We start from the raw sequence: 18,928 nt of genomic DNA on the forward strand, positions 1-18,928 counted from the left end.
GGGTGGCTCCTCGGGCTTGGTCAATAGCCGTCCATGGGTCGATTCCCACCGGTACGGAGCTGGCTGGACGTCGTGTTCGATATCCGCGTACGTGGTCCGTGTGGCAATCGGCGGGGAATGAGTAGCCATCGCGCGCAATATCGCACCGTAGGGTGTAATCGGCGGGGCTGGCGGAGAGGGGGGGATTCGAACCCCCGATAGGCTTGCACCTATGCCGCATTTCGAGTGCGGTACAATCAACCACTCTGCCACCTCTCCGCGGGGCCGAAACGACGGGCCGAGGCCCGTCCGGTTGTGGGGGGTGTTCTATGCGAGGATTCCTGGAGAAACAAGGCGGCAGGGGCGGAGATTTTCCCTCCTTCGCGCTGCGCGCTTCGGAGGACTGGCCCTCTGGGCCGGGATTGGGCCGGGGATCGGCTGAGAACGATGAATTTCCGGGCGGATTTCGGCCTCGGGCCTCGATCCCGCCGTGGCCCATCCCTTCGAGACTCGCCGCGACAAGCGGCTCGCGCCTCAGGGGTGACGTCGTGGGTGTGGTGAGACGGCTTGCCCGGCCGGGCCTCGTCGCCCTACCCCCTGACGCGGACGACCCGTCGGGTCTTTGGATCAACCATCACCGGGCCGCCGAGCTGCAGCTCCGCCTGCGGCACATGCAGCGCGATGAGCGGGGCCTTGACCTGGAACAGGCCGGCATGATGCTGCGCCTTGCGCTCGATCTCCGCCTCGGTTTGCGGCTTCGCGCCGCCGACCGTGACCACGGTATGGACATGGCGGATGCGGCCGTCGGCGTCGAACAGCACGCAGGTTTTTTCCGAGCTTCGCAGATCGCGCGTGCTGGAGATCAGGGTCACGGCGTCAGCCTCCAAAAAAATCCATCCGGAACAGCGCGCGCCCGGATGTCAGGTGGATGGCTTGCTGGATGAAGAAGGTGATGGACTGGATGTCGTGATCGAACAGCGCCGGCCGCCAGGAGGTGCTCGACGTCCCGTCATAGACCTGGTGGAAGGCGCCGTTACCGCTCGCATCCAGGGTGTAATAATCCATGATGCCGGCGACGATATTGATGAGCGGCGCACCGCCTTCGGCATGGGACACCGCGCGATACAGCGACGACGACAGCATCAGGTCGTAGCCTTGATCGAGCGTAATCTCGAGGGTGTGATTTCCGGCGGCATCAACTTCGCCGATCTTGTGCATGTCCGTGCGATAAATCGACATCAGGGCTCTCCGCGTTGGGTGCCTTTGCGCATGCGCGCGGCACCGGCCTGCGCGAGAGCCTGAAGAGGCCCGGCACGCTTGCCACTGCCGTGTCGCTTGCGATCACTCAATTGGTCCGCAGAGCGGGAGAACGGTTCAACGGAATGACTGAACGGTCGTCACCGGACGAGCTCCGCGCGCGGCCCTACTCCTTCTTGCCGTTCTTCTTCTCGGCCTTCTCGTCTTTCTTGTCCTTCTTCTCCGCCTTCTCCTTGTCCCTGCGGTTGGTGAAGCGGGCGTTGCCCAAACCCGTGCCGATGGTCAGCACGCCCCAGTGCTTGTGCTCCTGCATGAAGGGCACTTCGGAGAGGCCCTGCACCACGCCGTCATTGTGCATCAGCACCGCGGTGTCGTTGCCATCGATCTCGGGGATTGCAGACACGAGTTCGGCGGGCAGGTTGAAGCGGCTGCTTTCCCAGTTGCCCGGAAGATTCTGCGCGCCCTTTTCGATGGCGCCGTCGGCGTCGATCACGCCGGGGCAGGAGACGCCGATAAAGGGCGTGAGTTTCAAGCCCTCCTTCTCGGCCTCGCCGATCAGCTCCTTCAGCATCTTGACCAGTTTTTTCACCGCGCCCTCGCGGGTCGGCTCGTCGTCGGCATGACGCCACAGCTGTGATTTCCAGACACTGGCCTTGGAGAGATCCGGCGCCTTGTTCTGCCGGGTCTCCACCACGCCGCAGCGGATGTTGGAGCCGCCGATATCGATGGCCAGGATGCAATCGTGGCCCTGGAAGATCCATGAGGGCGCGAGATGCATGCAGCCGATCAGACCGGCTTCATCGGGATGATGGCGGATCGGCACCAGGTCCACCTTGTGGCCGTCGGCCTTGAGAATGATGTCGGCGCGCGCGATCACGAGCTCGCCGAGGCGGCTCTGGCGGAAACCGCCGCCGACCACAATGACCTCGGTCTTGTCCCAAGCCTTGGTTTTCAGAAATCGCTGGGTGACATGGGCAAGCTCGCGGGCGAACTCCTCGATGGCGCTGTGCACCAGGGCCGCGGCGGCGAGGTCGTCGCCGACCATGATCTTGTCGAGGTCTTTTTTGGAGATCTTGTCGGTCGGCATGTCGCCGAACGGATCCTCGCCGGCCTTGCGCAGCGGCTTGCGCCAGTCCTCCAGGATGTCCATGAACGCGCCCTTGCTGGCGCGATCGCCCAGGAAGCCGTTCTCGTCCTTCAGTTCGATGTTGTAGCTATCGATATCGACCGACGGCAGCCGTTCCGCGCCGTGCCTGCCAATGCCGGCGGTCACCAGGTCCTCAGCCATTGAAACTCCTCGGATCCCTCTTGAGCCGGGGTAACGGCTGTGGAACCCGTTGGTTTCATGGGGACTTCGCAGAGGCAAGCCATTGTCAGAACAGCGAAAATAGCCGTTTAATGGGCAGCTCCTCATATTCAGTGTCATCCGCGGGCTTGACCCGCGGATCCAGCTTTCTTCGCGAGAGGTGAAAGAAAGCTGGATTGCCGGGTCAAGCCCGGCAATGACGGAGTGGGGATGCGGGGCCTAAACACCCAAAAACAGGCCCATTTTGGCCGGTTTTGGCGGCCGTTTGCCTTGACTCGTGCCCGTCACACTCTATAAAGCCAGCAACCCGGCGCGGGATTTCTCGCGCCGTTTGTTTTGGCATGTCCCACAAGTTGTTTTTGTGAGCCGCCAAACATCACAAACCATAACGACTGACAAGAAGCCGGCCCCGGGGTTCGCTCCGAAGGCGCGGATCATGAACACGAAGGATAACAACGATGTTCGCAGTCATCAAAACCGGCGGCCGGCAGTACCGTGTCGTTCCGGATGATGTCTTGGAAATTGGCAAGATCGCCGGCGATGTCGGCACGATCGTGCAGCTGGGTGAAGTGCTTGTCGTGGGCGGCGATACGCCGATCCTCGGCCTGCCGACGGTGGCCGGTGCCGCTGTTGCGGCCGAAGTTCTCGACCACAAGCGCGGCCCGAAGGTGATCGCTTTCAAGAAGCGCCGCCGCAAGAATTCACGCCGCAAGCGCGGCTATCGCGACGAAATCACGGTGATCCGCATCACTGAGATCCTGACCGACGGCAAGGCCCCTAGCGTGGGACCGCGGCCGAAGCGGGAAAAGAAGGTGGTCGAGGCGCCGGTTGCCGGCGACACGGCCGCTTAACAGCGCCTGATCGAGAGCGTCTGATCGAAGAGGGTATCTTGGCGGCCGTGCGGCTGCCAAGAAGGCCTCTAAGGTCAGACGTTAGTGACAAAACGTGAGATGATTCCGTCAAGGAATCGGGCTACACACAGAACGGCATCGGAGACGAGCAATGGCTCATAAAAAAGCAGGCGGTTCATCCCGCAACGGCCGTGATTCCGCGGGCAAGCGCCTCGGCATCAAGGCCTTCGGTGGCGAGCACGTCATCCCCGGCAACATCATCGCGCGCCAGCGCGGCACCACGTGGCATCCCGGCCAGAACGTCGGCATGGGCACCGATCATACCCTGTTCGCCAAAGTCGAAGGCCGCGTCGAGTTCCGTGCGAAAGCCAACGGCCGCACCTTCATTTCGGTACTTCCGATCACTGAAGCCGCGGCCGAATAAACGGTGGACACCATACGAGTCCGCCGGTCCTGCTGAACCGGTGGAGCTCGTGAAGCTCCTAAGGGAGGCGGGCAACCAGCCTCCCTTTTTCTATGCCGTGTCGTCTAAACGCAAAACCGGTACCCACTTTTGCTGACGACACGGGATTGTTGCGCGTTCTCTTCACGCGTTTTTCGCAAAACGGTTTTGCGAACAGCGCGTCACCGCCCAAGGAGCATCACGATGTTGCAGGAACTGCCAATCTCCACATTACGCGAAGGAAGTACCCTCGTCCTCGAGACGGCCCGACTGGTGTTGCGCCAGCCGACCCTCGCGGACGTAAAAGCCATCGCGCGCCTGGTCAATGATCGCCGCGTGGCCGACAACCTGCGCCGCGTCCCGCATCCGTATACGCGCGATGACGCCGTCGACTTCGTCAGCGCCGCGGCCACCGCAGAGCGCGACACCGTGTTCCTGATCGAGCACAACCGCACCCCGATCGGCGTCGTCGGCCTCGACTGGCAGACATCGGACCAGCCCGAGCTCGGCTACTGGCTGGGCGTGGAGTCCTGGGGCCGTGGCTTCGCCACCGAGGCGGCACGCGCCGTGATCGACTATGCGTTTGAAGCCTACGCCGTCGAACGCCTGGTCTCCGGCGCCCGCGTCATCAATCCCGCGTCACGCCACATCCTGGAGAAGTGCGGCTTCCAGTGGACCGGCGTCGAGCTGCATCGCTTTCTCGCGCTGGGGTCCTCCACGCCGGTGGATCGTTTCCGCCTGGACCGCAGCGTGTGGGCCTCGCTGAAGAGCTGGGGGGCGAGTACGCGAAGGTGAGTGTGTGATGCGTTTGTGCGCTTCGCTGTGAGGGCGAAACACCTCTCCATTTTCGGCGTCATCGCCCGGCCGAAGGACCGGGCGATCCAGTATCCCAGGGCAAGCTGATGACAAGGGCGAGCGCGACGCTCGCCGCTTCTATCTCAGCGTTTATCCATCGGCCGTGTTGCCTACTGGGTCGCCCGGTCAAGCCGGGCGACGACAGCGGAGGATGGCGAGACGCATCGCATCTCACTGCGTCCCACGACTTCACTATCCCGGCGGGGCATCCACGACCTCGGCCCCACGCCCCAGCGCCTGCTCGCGCAGGAAGATGTAGAGGCCGGCGCCGATGATGATGGCGGCGCCGATCAGCGTGGGCATCGACGGCACGTCGTTGAACACCACATACCCGAAGATCACCGCCCAGATGATCATGGTGTATTGATACGGCACCACGATACTGGCGGGCGCGAGCTTGAGCGAGCGGTTCAGACAAAACAGCGCACTCACCGAAATCAATCCCGCGACCACGAACAATCCGAGATCCGGCAGCGACGGCGTCACCCAGCCGAACGGCGCCAGCACGGCGCCGACCGTAAACGTGCCGGCGAACTGGCTGGCCGCCAGCACCACGTCGGGGGTCTTGCGCAGCATGCGGGTGATCACCATCAGCACGGAGAATGAGAGGCTGCCGGTGAGCGCGATCAGCGACGGCCAGCCGATCGACTGCGACGAGGGCTGCAGCGCGATCAGCACGCCGCAGAAGCCCACGGCCACCGCGCTCCAGCGCCGCCAGCCGACATGCTCGCCGAGGAAGATGGCTGAGGCCGCGGTGACGAAGATGGGGGCTGCGAGATAACAGGTGATGATATCGGCCAGCGGCAGGTACACCGCGGCAAGAAAAAACATGCCGACTTCGGCGGTGGAGAACACGATGCGCGCGATCTGCAAGGCCGGCCGCTCCAGCGCCGTGAACACGGTGCGCTGGCGCCACATCATCGGTGCGATGATCAGGAACGCGGCACAGGCGCGCAGCCACAGCAATTGCCCCACCGAATAGGTGGCGACAATGTATTTGCCCAGCGCATCGCCGAACGAGAAGGTAAACACGGCCATCAGCATCAGGCCGATGCCGGCCAGCACCGCTGATTGAGCCTGCGCGCCACTGGGCGCGTCTGGAATCGTAGCCATTTGCGAGATCGAGCTCCCCGGCGAAAGACCGTCTTGCAGGTATCCCTGTCGATAGATCGCTCGGGGCTCGCAATCAACCCCCGCGGCTGCAGCGGCGGACCCGCAGCCATGCATCGTTTGTCGAAAGCCGCGCGGGAAAACGCAATTGACGCCGGCGGCAGTGATCCTGATCATCATCGGTATTGCGTGCGAACCATGGGAGCAGCTTATGCGCCGCCTTGTCACACCCCTGCTGGCGTCCGCCGCCATCATCATTGCAGCCGCAGCACCCGCCCGCGCCGAACTCGACGTCGCCAAACTCAAGACCGCGATCGCGACCTCGCTGGAGGCCGACTATCCCGGGCTCGACGCGCTCTACAAGGACATCCATGCGCATCCGGAAATCGCCTTCCAGGAGGTGAAGACCGCGGCGAAACTCGCAAGCGAGATGCGCGCGCTCGGCTTCGAGGTGACGGAGGGCATCGGCAAGACCGGCCTGGTCGCCATCTACAAGAACGGCGACGGCCCGACCATCATGGTGCGCACCGAACTCGACGCGCTGCCGATGGAAGAGAAGACGGGACTTCCCTACGCCAGCCGCGACAAGACCATCTGGGACGGGCGCGAGACCTTCGTGATGCACAGCTGCGGCCATGACATCCACATGGCGAGCTGGGTCGGCACGGCAAAAACACTGATCGGCCTCAAGAGCCAGTGGCAGGGCACGCTGATGTTCATCGCCCAGCCCGCGGAAGAGACCGTGTCCGGCGCCAAGGCGATGCTGGCCGACGGCCTGTTCACCCGTTTCAAGAAACCCGACTTCGGCTTTGCGCTGCATGACGGCCCGCTGGCCTATGGCCGCATCGGCTATCGCGTCGGCATCGGCTCGTCGAATTCGGACTCGCTCTGGATCAGGTTCAGGGGCCGCGGCGGCCATGGCGCGGTGCCGCAGCGAACCATCGACCCGGTGATGATGGCGTCGCGCTTTGTGGTCGACGTGCAGAGCGTGATCAGCCGCGAGAAGGACCCGACCGAATTCGGCGTGGTCTCGATCGGCGCGATCAATGGCGGCACCGTCGGCAACATCATTCCCGACGACGTGGTGCTGGAAGGCACCATCCGCTCCTACCGGCCGGAGGTGCGCACCCGGATGATCGCCGGCATCGAGCGCACCGCCAAAGCCGTGGCGGCGATGGCGGATGCCCCCGCGCCTGACATCAAGATCATCGAAGGCGCCAAGGCCGTCATCAACGATCCCGCCGTGGTCGGTACCGCGGAGAAGGTGCTGAAAGCCGCGTTCGGCGACAACTTCCGGGCGGGGCCCGGCGGCACCGCGAGTGAGGATTTTTCCGAATTCATCAATGCCGGCGTGCCGTCGATGTTCTTCAACATCGGGGTCTACGAGCCCGAGCGCGTGACTGCTGCGCGCGAGGGAACCGGCCCGGAGCTGCCGGCCAATCACTCGCCGCTGTTCGCGCCGGTGCCGAAACCGACCATCGAGACCGGGGTGACGGCGATGACACTGGCGGTGCTGAGCGCGTTTGATGGGTACGGGCGGGGGAAGTGAGACCCTCGGCGACAAAGCGGCGCGCCTTCCTCATGCGAATATCGCGGCCGTGGCCATGAACCAGCTCGGCCATTCGGGGGACAGATAGCAGGGCGCCCGGCGCAAGTGCTGCGATGTATCACGGATTTCGGATGCGGGGCACGAGGAGCACGCCATGACCGACAGGTCCTACCCCGAGGTCTCGCACAACCCGGATTTTCCGGCGATCCTCATCAGCGGCAGCCCGGCCTACCAGACGGAGGTCGTGCGCATCCTGGATCATATCCGCGCCCATTCCCGTATCGGCGCCTTCATCATCGACAGCATCCTGCTCAACGCCGATCGCAACGAGGGCCTGCGCATCCACACCCGCCGCCATCGGCCGCATGATCAACGCACCGCGGCCACCACCTCGCGCATCACCGGCGCGCCGCGCGGCAACGCGGCCGACCCCATGGCGCACCCACGCGGCGGCGCCGCGCCGACCATCGCTTTCGACCCGTTCGAATGGGAGGGACTCGGCGCCCGCCTACCCGACGCCCGCGACGAGGTGCTGATGCATGAGCTGGTGCACTGCTACATGGTGCAGCGAGGGATCTCGAGCGGCCAACGCCTCGCCGGATCGGGACCCCTGGGCTGGCTCGGCTCGTCCGACGATGTGTACGCGGTGCTGGTGACGAATGTGTATCTCTCGGAATGCGGCCGATCCGGCCTAATCCACCAGCGGCGCGATCCGCGGCGCGCGCCGTTCGACCGCCGCAACAGCCAGAGCATTGCCGTGGATCCGCAATTCCGCCCTTACTTCACCTCGCTTGCACGGCACGCTCCAGCGCTCGACCACGCGCTGCACCGGATCAAGACCGAGTTCAATCCGTGGATTCTGCATCCGGAACAGCCGATCGATATCTATGATCTGTGAACCTCCTTCGCCCGGCGCGTTTCGGAGGGCAGGCCCCTCCGGAGACCCCTTTTTCACGCCAGTAAACCTAGGCATTTGGCGGCGATCTATGTTACGCCACGGCCATGAAATTCCTTGATGAAGCAAAGGTCTATATCCGCTCCGGCGACGGCGGGAACGGCTGCGTGGCGTTCCGGCGCGAGAAGTACATCGAGTTCGGGGGACCGAGCGGCGGCAATGGCGGCCGTGGCGGCGATGTGATCGTGGAAGCGGTGGACGGGCTCAACACCCTGATCGACTACCGTTACCAACAGCACTTCAAGGCGCCCAAAGGCACCAATGGCATGGGCAAGGACCGCCATGGCGCCAATGGCAGCGACGTGGTGCTGAAGGTGCCGGTGGGCACCCAGGTGTTCGACGAAGACCGCGAAACCATGCTCGCCGACTTCACCGAAGTCGGCCAGAAGATGACCATTGTCGCGGGCGGCAATGGCGGCTTCGGCAATGCGCATTTCAAGTCCTCCACCAACCGCGCGCCGCGCAACGCCAATCCCGGCCAGTCCGGCGAAGAGCGCTGGCTGTGGCTGCGGCTGAAGCTGATCGCGGACGCCGGCCTGGTCGGCCTGCCCAACGCCGGCAAGTCGACGTTCCTGGCTGCGGTCAGCGCGGCGAAGCCGAAGATCGCCGACTATCCCTTCACCACCTTGCATCCGCAGCTCGGCGTGGTGAACGCCGACGGCCGCGAATTCGTGCTGGCGGATATTCCGGGATTGATCGAGGGCGCCCATGAAGGCGTCGGCCTCGGTGACAGATTTCTGGGCCATGTCGAACGCTGCCGGGTGCTGCTGCATCTGATCGACGCCACCTGCGAACATGCGGGCAAGGCCTACAAGACGGTGCGCACGGAACTCGTGGCTTATGCGGAGAGCCTCTCCGAGAAAACCGAGATCGTGGCGTTGAACAAGATCGACGCCGTCGATCCCGCCGAGCTGAAGGAACAGATCAAGCGGCTCAAGCGCGCGTCAAAAAAGACGCCGCTGCTGGTCTCCGGCGTCACCCGCGAGGGCGTGCCCGAGGCGCTGCGCGCGCTGACCGAGGTGATCGCGGAAGCGCCGGTGTCGGCCAAGGCGCAGTCGGGGGCAAACGCCGCCCCGTGGTCGCCGGACACGCATTAGGCTTTTTCAAAGTAGCCCGCATGAGCGCAGCGACATGCGGGAAACCCGGGTGTCGCTTCGCTCACCCGGGCTACGCTGTGTTCTCGCCGGTAAATTTCCTCACTCCGCAATCGAACGAATGACCCGCGCCGGATTTCCGCCGACAAGGGTGTTCGGTGGAACGTCTTTGGTAACAACTGCTCCCGCCGCGACAACCGAATTCTCGCCGACCGTAACGCCACCGATGATGGTCACACCTGCTGCGATCCAGACGTTTCGCTCGATCACGATGGGCGCGGCGGTGACGCCGGCGCGGCGCTGGGAGGGCTGCAGGGGATGGCCTGACGTGATGAGGCTCACATTCGGCCCGATCATCACATCGTCGGCAATGTCGAGACCGCCAAGGTCATAGAACGTGCAGTTCTGATTGATGAAGACATTGCGCCCGACACGGATATCGGGCCCACCGGTGGTGTAGAATGGCGGGATCAGCAGGAAGCTGTCGTCCACCGCCTTGCCGATCAGATCTCTGAACACGGCGCGGATGTCAGCCGCATCGTTGTATGTCAACCGGTTGAGCGTGGCTGTGAGCGCCATCGCCCGCTTGACGTTCGCCGTCATGGCCGCCGATTCCGGCGTTCGCCGGGGGATGAGCCGGGTGCGATCGTTGGCCATTGGTGATTGTCCTTCGGGCGGGGATTCGCTGAATGTAGCAAGTAGCCCGCATGAGCGCAGCAATATGCGGGGGCGCCCTCACCTGAAACCCGGGTGTCGCTACGCTCACCCGGGCTACGTCGCTACGACGAGCGCCGCAAAGACGTGGATGCTGACAGCGACTCGGCTGCGCCGAGTCGCTGAGCACAAGGCCGGGCATGACGGAGAAAATCAATAAACGCGGAACACGTGGGACGCGAAGCAGCGCCCCTAATCCTTCACCCCGTACCGGTGCAAATCATTGCCGTGCGTATCCAGCCACTTCTTGGCGCGTTCGGTGGCCGGGCAGATGCGTTCGACCATGCGCCAGAAGCGCGCCGAGTGGTTCATCTCGACGAGATGCGCCACTTCATGGGCGGCGAGATAGTCCAGCACATAGGCCGGCGCCAGGATCAGCCGCCAGGAGAACGACAGCGCACCCGCGGAGGTGCAGGAGCCCCAGCGGCTCGACTGGTCGCGGATGGTGATGCGCTTGACCTTGACGCCGAGTTCCTCGGCATAGGCGAGCGACGCCTTTGCAAGATCCTTGCGCGCCTCGCGCTTGAGGAAATCGTGCACGCGGCGGTCGACGTGCGCGAGGCCGCCGGCAACGCAGAGAATCTTTTCGCCGCTGTCGCGCGTCTCGGCCCACACCGTGCCGCGTTCGCCGGCGCGATGTACGATGCGATGCGGATTGCTGCGCAAGGGAACCGTCATGCCGGCGGAAAATGGAACCGCTTTGGGCAACCCGCCGAGACGCGCGGCGATCCAGGCGCCATGACGCTGCGCGAAGTCCTTGGCGTCGGCGATATTGCCACGCGGCGGCATGGTGAGAATGGCTTCACGGTCGCTGGGATGAATACGCAACGTGTAGCGACGCGCGCGGCGATGACGCCGCAATCGCACCGAATAGATTCCAGAGCCGAACCGCACCAGAATAGAGTGTGGCTCGGCCGGGCGCCGATAGAGAAGTGCACGAAAGGCCATGTCGGAGAGTCCCAGGTCGAGATTTTCGACCTGACTCTGCCACATCCGCAGCCACGACAATTTCTCGGCACAGAAACAAACCATTTGCCCAACATATAGAAGAGCTTGTGGAGTCATCTCCCAGATCGAGGGTCTCGGAACCGGATTAAAGATTCATTACTAGGGTTCCGAGACCCCCCGATCGAATGACTCTTGATTCATCCGATAGCCGCATTTGATATCATGATTCTGGCAGCTGAATCAAAGGTTTATGGCGGATTGCGGTGGCGATCCACGTTCAGGGCCTATTTGCTGGAAAAATCGCGATTTCGGTAATCGGCTACTCCGCAGCCGCTGCCGTCGGGGCAACCGCCGCCTTGCCGTGCGCCGAGGAAACCATGAAATCGGAGATGCGCGGCAGGATCTCCGAGCGGAAGCGCGAGCCGTTGAACACGCCGTAATGTCCGACGCCCTTTTGCACATAGTGCACCCGGCGATCCATCGGAATCGAACTGCAGAGACGATGCGTCGCCTCGGTCTGACCCAGTCCGGAGATATCGTCGTGCTCGCCTTCCACCGTCATCAGCGCAATGCGCTCGACCTTGGAGGGATCGACCGTCTCGCCGCGGTGTTTCATCTCGCCCTTCGGCAGCAGATGACGCACGAACACGTAGTCGACGGTCTGCAGATAGAACTCGGCGGTGAGATCCATGACCGCGAGATACTCGTCATAGAACTGGACATGCTTGTCGACGAGATCGCCGTCGCCCTTCACCAGATTGGCGAACAAATTCTTGTGCGCATCGACATGGCGGTCGAGGTTCATGCTGATGAAGCCGTTGAGCTGCAGGAAGCCCGGATAGACATCGCGCATGAAACCAGGATGCGGGAACGGCACCTTGGTGATGACATGGCCGCGGAACCAGTCCATGCCGCGCTCTTCCGCGAGCTTGTTCACCGCGGTTGGATTGCTGCGGGTGTCGATCGGACCGCCCATCAGTGTCATCGAAATCGGAACCAGCGGATCCTTGTTGGCTTCCATCACCGAGGCCGCCACCAGCACCGGCACCGAGGGCTGGCAGACAGCGACGACGTGCACGTTGCCGAGCGCATGCAGCATCTCGATGACGTAATCGACATAGTCTTCCAAATCGAAACGGCCGGCGGACATCGGCACCATGCGCGCATCGGCCCAGTCGGTGATGTAGACGTCATGGCCCGGCAGGAAGCCTTCCACCGTGCCGCGCAGCAGTGTGGCGTAGTGGCCGGACATCGGCGCCACCAGCAGCACGCGCGGCTGCGGATAGCGCAGCGGCTTGGTCAGCTTGCGCTTGAAATGCAGCAGGCGGCAGAACGGTTTCTCCCACACCGTCTCGACTTCGACCGGCACGCGCATGCCATTGACTTCGGTGGTGTCGAGGCCCCACTCCGGCTTGCCGTAACGACGCGTGGTGCGCTCGAACACTTCACAGGCGGCCGCGATCGACTTGCCGACCTGGGTGTGCGCCCACGGATTGAAGGGATTGGAGAACATCAGCTTGGTGGCGTCGAACATCGCGCGCGCTGGATTGAGCGAGGACTGCCCCATCTCGTACATCCAGTACATCGGCGTGGTCAGCGCAGGGCTGTCCTCGGCGGGAAGTTCCGGCGCGCCGCCAAATTCGCCAATCGGCATAGTGTCCCTCGAAATCCATTGTTGCGACGCGGAAAGTGTCTGTTGAATGACACCTCGTCAATGCCGAATTCGAACTAAGGGCGGATATGGTGGAAATCTATGCTAACCGCGGCCCCTGCCTCAGCTTTGATCTTTCGGCACTTTTTGCGAAGGCGAGCCGGGTCCCGCCTCGCTGGAAGCGCTATTCCCCGGTCTGGACCAGCGAGCCATTGTCCCGGGCGCTGTTCAAAAGCAGCAAAAACGCCCCGATCGAGGCCGAAAACAGCGCCAGATTGATGATCAGGGCCTGAATCATCAGGTCGGCCCGGAATACGTGATCGATCAGCACCGCCCGCATGCCCTCGAATACGTAAGTGGGCGGCAGGCACCAGGCGAGGACCTGCAGCCAGCCCGGCAACACCGCCACCGGATAATACACGCAGGTCAAAGGCAGCAGCACGAACATCAGCGTCCAGGCGAGGCCCTCGGCGCCCATGCCATTGCGCAGCACTAGGCCCGAGGCGATCAGGCCGAACGACCATGAGGTGAAGATCAGGTTGGCGAAGAACGCCACCAGCGCGATGCCGAGGCCATAGAAGTTGAAACCGAAAAAGCCGATCGCCATCAATGTCATCGGGATCACGCCGATGGCGAGGCGGATGATGCTCATGATCATCAGCGACAGCACGAACTCGCTGACCTTGAGCGGGCTCATCATCAGGTTGCCGAGATTGCGCGACCACATCTCTTCCAGGAACGACATCGAGAAGCCGAGCTGTCCCCGAAACAAAATGTCCCACAGGATCACCGCGCCGATGAAGGTGCCGCCGGCGACCGCGAAGAAGCCGGAGTTCTGCGAGATGTAGGCCTGCGAGAAGCCCCAGGTGATCAGTGTCAGCGCCGGCCAGTAGATCAGTTCCAAGAGCCGCGGCCATGACGACGTCAGCAGATACCAGTGCCGCAGCAGCATCGCGCCAACGCGATGCGGGGCGATGCCGAACACAAGGGAACGTGGCACACGGCTCATGACGCCGCCACTCCGCGTCCGCGCGCGACATCGAGGAAGACCTCTTCGAGATTGTCGCGGTTGTAGCGCGTCATGATCTTGGCCGGGCTGTCGTCGTCCTCGATGCGGCCCCGTTTCATGATGATGACGCGATCGCACAGGCGCTCCACCTCCAGCATGTTGTGCGACGCCAGCAGGATCGTCGCGCCGGCAGTTTTGCGATAATTTTCCAGATGGGCGCGAATCCAGTCGGCGGTGTCGGGATCGAGCGACGCGGTGGGCTCGTCCAGCAGCAGCAGTTCCGGGCGGTTGATCAGCGCCTTCGCCAGCGCCACGCGGGTTTTCTGCCCCGACGACAGCTTGCCGCTGGGACGATCGAGAAAATCGGTGAGATCGAAATCCGACGCCAGTTCGGCGATCCGCGCGCGCAGATTGCCGACCGCATAGAGCCGGCCGAACACCGAGAGATTCTGCCGCACCGTCAGCCGCATCGGCATGTCCACATAAGGGCTTTCGAAATTCATCCGCCCCCGCACCTGGTCGCTGTGCTCGGGCATAGCGAGATCCAGCACCCGGACCCGCCCTGACGTCGGCCGCACCAGCCCCATGATCATGGCAATGGTGGTGGTCTTGCCGGCGCCGTTGCCGCCCAGGAGACCGGTGACCGAGCCGCGCGGAATTGTGAAGGATATGCCATCGACCGCGCGGGTGGCCTTGTAGACCTTGGCCAGCTCAACGACGTCGATCGCAGCGCCATCCGTGCGCGCGGCGGCCGGTGATGCGAGGGGGGCGGGCTGGTGGATGGTCATGCCCGTTTCTTGAGCCATCGCGGAATGAATCGCAAGATTTGCGGCTGATTCAGCCGTGCAGAGCAGGTCGGACGGTGCGGCGCACAAAGGGGCCCGCATGAGCGATGGGAAATGATGCATCTCGTCACTCTCAGTGTCATCGCCCGGCTTGACCGGGCGATCCAGTAACCGGGGTATCCATGATGTGACGAGGAGCCAACAAAAACGCGACCAACACTTGCCCGTTTCGACTTCCTCGGTTCTCCCATCAGCCTCATCGCCTACTGGGTCCCCCGGTCAAGCCGGGGGACGACACGGAGTGTGGAGATGCACCTCAACACACCATGCCCCGACACATCCATGCGTCATCAGCGCAATTTGTCCTCCCTCCCCCGCATCGCTATGGTCCCCGCATGACCGACACCACCGTTCCTGAATTCCGTTATCACCGCCGTTTCGTTCGTCTCGACACCATCCTGCGGCTGCGCTGGCTGGCCGTGCTGGGGCAGCTGGCCGCGATCTTCATCGTGGCGCAGGGGCTCGAGTTCGACGTGCCGATCATCCCCTGCGTGGCGGTGATCGCGTTCTCCGCCATTCTCAATCTGTCGCTGCAGATCGCCTTCAATCCGCGGCAGCAGCTGCAGCCGATCTATGCGGCGGCGCTGCTGGCGCTCAACATTGCGGAACTGGCGGGGCTGCTGTTCCTCACCGGCGGCCTGCAGAACCCGTTCTCGTTCCTGTTCCTGGCGCCGGTGCTGATCTCGGCCACCGCCCTGACCACGCGGCTGACACTGGCGCTGGGACTTCTGGCCATCGCCTGCGCCACCGCACTGGGCTTTGTGCACATGCCGCTGCCGTGGAACAGCGACGAGCCGCTGGCGCTGCCACCGATCTACATGACGGCGGTGTGGCTTTCGATCGTGCTGGCGATCGGCGTCACCAGCCTCTACACCTTCCAGGTCACCGATGAAGCGAGCAAGCTTTCCGACGCGCTGGCCGCCACCGAACTGGTGCTGGCGCGCGAGCAACATCTGACCCAGCTCGACGGCCTCGCCGCCGCCGCCGCGCACGAACTGGGAACGCCGCTCGCGACCATTTTCCTGATCTCGCGGGAGCTGGAAAAAACCATCGATCCGACAAACCCGTTGGCCGGCGAACTGAAAACCCTCGGCGAGCAGGCCAAACGCTGCCGCGACATCCTGGCCAAGCTGACGCAGCTGTCGTCCAGCGGCGCGCCGTTCGACCAGATGCGGCTCTCCACCCTAATCGAGGAATCGGTGGCACCGCATCGCGACTTCGGCATCACCATCAAGGTGCGGATCGCGGTGGCCGGAACCACCGAGCCGGTGGGCAAGCGCAATCCGGCGATCCTCTACGGCGTCGGCAACATCCTGGAAAACGCCGTCGACTTCGCCAGGGAGACGGTGGAGGTGAATGCATGGTGGAACGCAGACACCGTGGAGATCGAAATTTCCGACGATGGCCCAGGCATTGCGCCTGACATGCTCAAGCGCATCGGCGAGCCTTATCTGTCGCGGCGGCCGACGCTGGAGGAGGAGCAGAAGCAGCATGGCGGGCTCGGGCTCGGCATCTTCATCGCCCGGACGCTGCTGGAACGCACCGGCGCCAAGATCAAATTCAGCAACCGGCCGTTTCCCGATCACGGCGCGGTGGCGCATATTTCATGGCCGCGCGATCGTTTTGAAACCTCGGAAACCCCAGAAAATGCAATAGCTTAGACCTGCGGCGGTTATGCCGCAGGCGGTTCCACCTGACATCACCTTGGCAGCAGAGACAGCACAAGCCATATCTTTGCAGTTGAGGTAGGATGGAAGAAGGAAATCACCACGTGAATGCAATGGCCGCCGTCTCCGAACAGACCGATCGCTCCCTTCTTATTGTCGAGGACGACAAGGCCTTCAACGAGCGGCTATCGCGCGCCATGGAAGGCCGCGGCTTCACCGTGACCTCCGTTGAGACCGTGGCCGAGGGCCTTGCCCATATCGGCCAGACGGCGCCGGCATTCGCCGTGGTGGATCTGCGTCTCGGCGACGGCAACGGTCTCGACGTGGTGTCCGCCCTGAAGCGGCAGCGCCCGGACGCCCGCGCCATCGTGCTGACCGGCTATGGCAACATCGCCACCGCCGTTACCGCGGTGAAAATGGGCGCGGTGGATTATCTGTCGAAGCCGGCCGATGCCGACGACGTGGTGGCCGCGCTCTTGGCCAGCAGCAGCGACAAGGTGGAGCCGCCGCAGAACCCGATGTCGGCCGACCGCGTGCGCTGGGAACACATCCAGCGCATCTATGAAATGTGCAACCGCAACGTCTCCGAGACCGCACGCCGGCTCAACATGCACCGGCGCACGCTGCAGCGGATTCTGGCGAAACGCGCGCCGCGCTGAGGCGAACCACCTTCATTGTCGTTGCCGGGCTTGTCCTCAGCGACTTCGGCTGCGCCGAAGTCGCGGAAACAACCCCGAGCAGGGGCGCACTGCCTTTCTATTTTAGGGACGCACTGCGTCCCTAAGCGAGATCACGGCGACTTGGCGCAGCCAAGTCGCTGGGGACAAGCCCGGTGATGACAACTATGGGGCGGATTTGCCTCCCACTCCTCACGCAGCCGTCAGTCGCGGCCCCTCCCCACACCCTGGAACTATCTGTTCCCTCCGCCGTTATCCTCCCGAACTCAAACGGGAACGGCGGACTATGCGAAAAGCGCGACATCTCGATATCTCCACGCGGCTCGAGGCCACCAAGCGCCACGGGCTGGTGGAGGACTATCGGATCGAGTGGCAGCGCCAGTCGTTTCGGCCCCCTCACGTGACTGTGAAGGGTCGAACCTCCGTCCCCCCTCAAGTGACCAAGAATTATGTGTCCGCGCTGCTGGCGCCGTTCGTGACCAGCAGCCGGATCTTTGTGACTTAGACAGGACGACATAACGCCGGCAGGGGCGTGATCCGGAGCCAACCGGAGACGAGGCGCACAATGAACGTTTCGATCTCGAGTTCAGTGACAGGTCCGATCCAGAACGCCATTCGCGAGGCGACCAAACTCTCGCATCAGCGGCTCGACGCCGCGATGACCTGGGTGGATCTGGGCCGCCTCAATCATTATTCCGGCTTCCTGCGCGGCCAGGCCGAAGCGCTGTTTCCGCTGGAGACCGCGCTGGAGCGCGCCGGCATCGACGACATTCTCACCGACTGGCCGCAGCGCGCCCGCACGCCGGCGCTGGAGCGTGATCTCTCGGCGCTGGACATCGCCTGCGATCCGCTGCCGGTGCCGCAATTCAACGGCGCGGCCGACATGCTCGGCGCGGTTTATGTGCTGGAAGGCACGCGGATGGCCAGCCGCGTGATCCTGCCTCGCCTCGCCGACCAGCCTGACACCTCCATCCTCGGCGCCACCGCCTATCTGCGCCACGGCTTCGGCAAGCGGTTCTGGCCGAGCTTCCTGGCCGCATTGGAAAACCATCCCGAAGCGCAGTTGCACCCGCAGCGCGCGATCGACGGCGCGCTGATCGCATTCGGCATGTTCGACAGCGCCCTGATCCCGGTGATGAGCCACGCCATCGACCGCTCCCGCAGCGCCATCCGGCTGGTGCATTCGGAGCGGGTGTAGGGCGCATTCCACCGCCATTGTGTCTTGCGCTACATGCCGAGGCATCTCGACACTCTCAGTGTCATCGCCCGGTGCGAATGATAAAATGAACGAGTCCGCGACGAATTGCCCGCCGCTTTAATGTCATCATTCCAACCATTAGCCTTGCCGCCTACCGGGTCGCCCGATCAAGTCGGGCGACGACACAGAGTGGGAGGAAACGCTTCTCCTACTCCCACATCTCCGCGTGCCCCTGCGGATCGGCCAGCCGGTTGAGCCGCTGCGCCGCCACCAGGGCGAAGCGCAGCAGCATCGTCTTGCGCGTCGCGGCGGGAAGGCGATGTTCCGGCGCCTCGCAATGCAGGTGGGCGCCGTAGGCGTCGGCGACGATCTGGCCGGTGTCGGGCGGAAAAATCTCGCAGGGCAGATCGCGGGTGAACGCGAAGAACAGCCGGTCGCAGTGCTGGCGGTAGTCCGCCCATTTCTGGTCGGCGCGCAGATCCTCCAGCGAGGATTTGATTTCCACGATCCAGATTTCGCCACGCTCATTGAGCGCGACCAGATCGGCGCGACGGCCTGACGGCAGCGGCACTTCGCTGACACAGCAAAACCCGAGCGAGCGCAACAGCCGCGCGGTGCCGCGCGCGATCGCCAGCGCCGTCTCGGATTGGCGGCCGTCGACCGGCAAGGCGGCGGCGACGGGAAGAAGATGAACGCTCATGGGGCGAAAATTACCAGAGTCGGCCGGCGCGATCCAGAAAGGCGCCCACCTGTTTCCCGTCATCCTGAGGTGGCCATGCGCAGCATGGCCCTCGAAGGGCGACGGCCCGAGCAGCAATTCC

General features: G+C 63.5%; 20 protein-coding genes and 1 tRNA gene. 10 read left to right on the forward strand and 11 right to left on the reverse strand.

The window, feature by feature from the left end:
• Positions 1-168: 168 nt before the first annotated feature.
• The 4 genes from RS897_RS08300 to RS897_RS08315 form a co-directional block, all read right to left on the reverse strand.
• Positions 169-258: transfer RNA gene (locus tag RS897_RS08300), tRNA-Ser, on the reverse strand.
• A gap of 311 nt (positions 259-569) precedes the next feature.
• The gene (locus tag RS897_RS08305; protein ID WP_315836098.1) at positions 570-851 is read right to left on the reverse strand and encodes a hypothetical protein; all 282 of its coding nucleotides are present in this window, start codon (positions 849-851) and stop codon (positions 570-572) included.
• Positions 852-855: 4 nt separating this feature from the next.
• Positions 856-1,218, reverse strand: a complete 363-nt coding sequence (locus tag RS897_RS08310; protein ID WP_315836099.1) for a hypothetical protein — start codon at positions 1,216-1,218, stop codon at positions 856-858.
• Positions 1,219-1,402: 184 nt separating this feature from the next.
• Positions 1,403-2,524: an ROK family protein gene (locus tag RS897_RS08315; RefSeq protein WP_315836100.1), complete on the reverse strand. Its 1,122-nt coding sequence runs from the start codon at positions 2,522-2,524 to the stop codon at positions 1,403-1,405.
• Positions 2,525-3,000: 476 nt separating this feature from the next.
• Between RS897_RS08315 and rplU the strand changes: the two genes are divergently transcribed.
• The 3 genes from rplU to RS897_RS08330 all read left to right on the forward strand — a co-directional run bounded on the left by rplU (position 3,001) and on the right by RS897_RS08330 (position 4,630).
• Positions 3,001-3,393 carry a 50S ribosomal protein L21 gene (gene rplU, locus RS897_RS08320; protein WP_315836101.1) on the forward strand — a complete coding sequence of 131 codons (393 nt, stop codon included), beginning with the start codon at positions 3,001-3,003 and terminating at the stop codon, positions 3,391-3,393.
• Positions 3,394-3,544: 151 nt separating this feature from the next.
• Positions 3,545-3,817 (forward strand): 50S ribosomal protein L27, encoded by a 273-nt coding sequence (gene rpmA, locus RS897_RS08325; protein WP_315836102.1) that lies wholly within the window; start codon positions 3,545-3,547, stop codon positions 3,815-3,817.
• Positions 3,818-4,039: 222 nt separating this feature from the next.
• Positions 4,040-4,630 carry a GNAT family N-acetyltransferase gene (locus RS897_RS08330; RefSeq protein ID WP_315836103.1) on the forward strand — a complete coding sequence of 197 codons (591 nt, stop codon included), beginning with the start codon at positions 4,040-4,042 and terminating at the stop codon, positions 4,628-4,630.
• 252 nt (positions 4,631-4,882) lie between these two features.
• On the opposite strand, the gene RS897_RS08335 is transcribed toward RS897_RS08330, so the two are convergent.
• Positions 4,883-5,803 (reverse strand): DMT family transporter, encoded by a 921-nt coding sequence (locus RS897_RS08335; protein WP_315836104.1) that lies wholly within the window; start codon positions 5,801-5,803, stop codon positions 4,883-4,885.
• Between the two features lie 208 nt (positions 5,804-6,011).
• On the opposite strand from RS897_RS08335, the gene RS897_RS08340 reads away from it, so the two are divergent.
• From RS897_RS08340 to obgE, 3 genes are all read left to right on the forward strand, one after another.
• Positions 6,012-7,349: an amidohydrolase gene (locus RS897_RS08340; protein ID WP_315836105.1), complete on the forward strand. Its 1,338-nt coding sequence runs from the start codon at positions 6,012-6,014 to the stop codon at positions 7,347-7,349.
• 154 nt (positions 7,350-7,503) lie between these two features.
• Positions 7,504-8,247: a hypothetical protein gene (locus tag RS897_RS08345; RefSeq protein WP_315836106.1), complete on the forward strand. Its 744-nt coding sequence runs from the start codon at positions 7,504-7,506 to the stop codon at positions 8,245-8,247.
• A 104-nt stretch (positions 8,248-8,351) separates the two neighbouring features.
• Entirely contained in the window at positions 8,352-9,401 is a 1,050-nt protein-coding gene (gene obgE, locus RS897_RS08350) for a GTPase ObgE (protein ID WP_315836107.1), read from the forward strand.
• 99 nt (positions 9,402-9,500) lie between these two features.
• Here obgE and RS897_RS08355 read toward each other — a convergent pair whose 3' ends face one another.
• The 5 genes from RS897_RS08355 to RS897_RS08375 form a co-directional block, all read right to left on the reverse strand.
• On the reverse strand, positions 9,501-10,055 hold the full coding sequence (locus tag RS897_RS08355) for a sugar O-acetyltransferase (RefSeq protein WP_315836108.1): 555 nt from the start codon (positions 10,053-10,055) through the stop codon (positions 9,501-9,503).
• Positions 10,056-10,304: 249 nt separating this feature from the next.
• On the reverse strand, positions 10,305-11,144 hold the full coding sequence (locus RS897_RS08360) for a M48 family metallopeptidase (RefSeq protein WP_315836109.1): 840 nt from the start codon (positions 11,142-11,144) through the stop codon (positions 10,305-10,307).
• A gap of 235 nt (positions 11,145-11,379) precedes the next feature.
• Complete coding sequence (locus tag RS897_RS08365; RefSeq protein ID WP_315836110.1) at positions 11,380-12,714, reverse strand: polyhydroxyalkanoate depolymerase; 1,335 nt, start codon at positions 12,712-12,714, stop codon at positions 11,380-11,382.
• A 181-nt stretch (positions 12,715-12,895) separates the two neighbouring features.
• A complete protein-coding gene (locus RS897_RS08370) occupies positions 12,896-13,720 on the reverse strand; it encodes an ABC transporter permease (RefSeq protein WP_315836111.1) in 825 nt (274 codons plus the stop codon).
• Positions 13,717-14,508 carry an ABC transporter ATP-binding protein gene (locus RS897_RS08375; RefSeq protein WP_315836112.1) on the reverse strand — a complete coding sequence of 264 codons (792 nt, stop codon included), beginning with the start codon at positions 14,506-14,508 and terminating at the stop codon, positions 13,717-13,719. Before RS897_RS08375 ends, RS897_RS08370 begins: the two co-directional genes overlap by 4 nt.
• Before the next feature lie 392 nt (positions 14,509-14,900).
• Here RS897_RS08375 and RS897_RS08380 point away from each other — a divergent pair, with 392 nt between their 5' ends.
• The 4 genes from RS897_RS08380 (at position 14,901) to RS897_RS08395 (ending at position 18,107) form a co-directional block, all read left to right on the forward strand.
• Positions 14,901-16,226 carry an ActS/PrrB/RegB family redox-sensitive histidine kinase gene (locus RS897_RS08380; protein ID WP_315836113.1) on the forward strand — a complete coding sequence of 442 codons (1,326 nt, stop codon included), beginning with the start codon at positions 14,901-14,903 and terminating at the stop codon, positions 16,224-16,226.
• A 110-nt stretch (positions 16,227-16,336) separates the two neighbouring features.
• The gene (locus RS897_RS08385) at positions 16,337-16,891 is read left to right on the forward strand and encodes an ActR/PrrA/RegA family redox response regulator transcription factor (protein ID WP_315836114.1); all 555 of its coding nucleotides are present in this window, start codon (positions 16,337-16,339) and stop codon (positions 16,889-16,891) included.
• 304 nt (positions 16,892-17,195) lie between these two features.
• Positions 17,196-17,414 carry a hypothetical protein gene (locus RS897_RS08390; protein WP_315836115.1) on the forward strand — a complete coding sequence of 73 codons (219 nt, stop codon included), beginning with the start codon at positions 17,196-17,198 and terminating at the stop codon, positions 17,412-17,414.
• 60 nt (positions 17,415-17,474) lie between these two features.
• Complete coding sequence (locus RS897_RS08395) at positions 17,475-18,107, forward strand: biliverdin-producing heme oxygenase (RefSeq protein WP_315836116.1); 633 nt, start codon at positions 17,475-17,477, stop codon at positions 18,105-18,107.
• Positions 18,108-18,315: 208 nt separating this feature from the next.
• Here RS897_RS08395 and RS897_RS08400 read toward each other — a convergent pair whose 3' ends face one another.
• The gene (locus RS897_RS08400; protein ID WP_315836117.1) at positions 18,316-18,807 is read right to left on the reverse strand and encodes an MmcB family DNA repair protein; all 492 of its coding nucleotides are present in this window, start codon (positions 18,805-18,807) and stop codon (positions 18,316-18,318) included.
• Positions 18,808-18,928 lie beyond the last annotated feature (121 nt).

It is taken from the genome of Bradyrhizobium prioriisuperbiae (assembly GCF_032397745.1).
Taxonomy (GTDB): Bacteria; Pseudomonadota; Alphaproteobacteria; order Rhizobiales; family Xanthobacteraceae; genus Bradyrhizobium_A; species Bradyrhizobium_A prioriisuperbiae.